The sequence below is a fragment of the Micromonospora craterilacus genome, assembly GCF_003236315.1.
Lineage (GTDB): Bacteria > Actinomycetota > Actinomycetes > Mycobacteriales > Micromonosporaceae > Micromonospora > Micromonospora craterilacus.
Window position 1 is genome coordinate 1 of record NZ_POTY01000428.1, and the last position, 2223, is coordinate 2223.

The 2223-nt window shown below is 72.6% G+C and carries 2 protein-coding genes; both read left to right on the plus strand.

What is annotated here, in order from left to right:
• The first annotated feature begins 17 nt into the window (after positions 1–17).
• Positions 18–1268 carry a phosphoribosylamine--glycine ligase gene (gene purD, locus C1I95_RS33415; protein ID WP_111220064.1) on the plus strand — a complete coding sequence of 417 codons (1251 nt, stop codon included), beginning with the start codon at positions 18–20 and terminating at the stop codon, positions 1266–1268.
• A 281-nt stretch (positions 1269–1549) separates the two neighbouring features.
• A complete protein-coding gene (locus C1I95_RS33420; RefSeq protein WP_111220066.1) occupies positions 1550–2182 on the plus strand; it encodes a hypothetical protein in 633 nt (210 codons plus the stop codon).
• Positions 2183–2223: the final 41 nt, after the last annotated feature.

A 2223-nucleotide genomic window follows, 5' to 3' on the forward strand; every position in this document is an offset into this window, starting at 1 on the left:
GGGTAGGATGCCGGGTTGTGCGGGTTCTTCTTGTGGGTGGCGGGGGGCGGGAGCACGCGCTCGCGTTGCGCCTCGCTGACGATCCGTCTCTAGAGCAGCTGATCGCGGCACCGGGAAACCCGGGGATCGCCGAGGTGGCCGAGCTGCGTGAGGTCACGCCGACCGACCCGGCGGCCGTCGCGGCGCTCGCGGTCGAGGTGGGCGCCGATCTCGTGGTGGTCGGGCCGGAGGCGCCGCTGGTTGCCGGGGTCGCCGACGCGGTACGTGCCAAGGGCATCCCCGTGTTCGGGCCATCGGCCGAGGCGGCCCGGCTGGAAGGCTCCAAGACGTTCGCCAAGGACGTGATGACCGCCGCCGCCGTGCCCACCGCTCGCGCGTACACCTGCACCGACGAGTCGAGCACGGCTGCGGCGCTGGACGAGTTCGGCCCGCCGTACGTGGTGAAGAACGACGGGCTCGCCGCTGGCAAGGGTGTGGTGGTGACCGACGATCGCACCGCGGCCGAAGCGCACGCGCGGGATTGTGGCCGGGTGGTCGTCGAGGAGTACCTCGCCGGCCCCGAGGTCTCGCTGTTCGTGGTGACCGACGGCGAGGCGGCCGTGCCGTTGCTGCCGGCGCAGGACTTCAAGCGCGTCGGCGACGGTGACGCCGGTCCGAACACCGGCGGGATGGGCGCGTACGCGCCGCTGCCCTGGGCACCGCCCGGTCTGGTCGACGAGGTCATGCGCGATGTGGTGCACCCGACCCTGGCCGAGATGCGCCGTCGGGGCACCCCGTTCGCCGGCCTGCTCTACGTCGGGCTGGCGATCACCGTCGACGGCCCCCGGGTGATCGAGTTCAACGCCCGCTTCGGCGACCCGGAGACCCAGGTGGTGCTCGCCCTGCTGGAGACGCCGCTGGCCGGGCTGCTGCACGCCGCGGCCACCGGCACGCTGGCCGAACACCCGCCGCTGCGCTGGCGCACCGGCGCTGCGGTGACCGTGGTGCTCGCCGCCGAGGGTTACCCGGCGCAGCCGCGTACCGGTGATGTGATCACCGGCGTGGACCGTCCGGGCGTCATCCACTCCGGCACCGCCCGCCGGGCCGCCGACGGCGCGTTGCTCTCCGCCGGTGGCCGGGTCCTCTGTGCCACCGCCACCGGCGCCGACCTGGCGGCCGCCCGGGACGCGGCCTACCAGTTGGTACGCGGCATCACGCTGGCCGGCTCGCACCACCGCTCGGACATCGCCGCCGCAGCGGTCGACGGCCGCATCGCCGTACCCAGTTAGGCCCTCTGGCCGAAGTCGACGCCGCCATCACCGTCCTCGGCACCCGCCACCTCACCTCGGCCGAGCCGACGGGGAGCTCGGGCGATACCGGCTGGCCGGGGACACCGGGCCCAGTGCTGGTCGGCGACGCTGGGCGCGCTGATCACGGTCAATTTCGGCTGATCTCGGCCGGTCAGGCCAACGGGGATCGGCCGATCGGCCCGGGTGGGCGTTGACACCCCGTGTCACGATCATCGTGCCGGTGGCCGGTAAGAGCCACCGGGTACGGGGAGGAGGACGCGGTGACCGGATTTCTCGGCGCGGCGCTCAGTTTTCCGACCGTGCTGTTCAGCTTCCTGCTGGTGGTCGTCGTCGGCTACTGGCTGCTGGTGTTGACCGGGGTGCTTGATCTCGGCGACGACCTGGACGTCGACGGCGTACCGGGTACCTTCCTCGCCGGTCTCGGGCTCGGTGGTGTGCCCAGTGCCGTCATCTTCTCTCTGCTCGTCGCGGTGGCCTGGTTCGTCAGCCTGGCCGGCACCGCCCTGCTCGACGGCCTAGGTCTCGGCGCGGGCACCCGGATCGCCGTCTCGGTGGGTGTTCTGCTGGCCGCCGCGGCCTGCGCGTGGCTGGTGACCCGGCTGGTCGCGGTGCCGTTGAGCCGGCTCTTCCCGACCGAGACGGACGCCACCCGGCACGCCTTCGTCGGCCGCCTCTGCGTCGTGCGCACCGGTACGGTCACCGCCGACTTCGGTCAGGCCGAGGTGACCGCGACCGACGGCTCGTCGGCGGTGGTGCAGATCCGGCAGCCGGGCGACGAGAAGATGCCATCCGGCAGTTCCGCCCTGATCTACGACTACGACACCGAGGGCGAGTTCTTCTGGGTGATGCCCGCCGGGCCCGCCTTCGACCCCCTGAGACATGCCCCCGAGTAACCGCCCCTGGTGAACCCGCCGCGTGCGGATCACCCCCGACT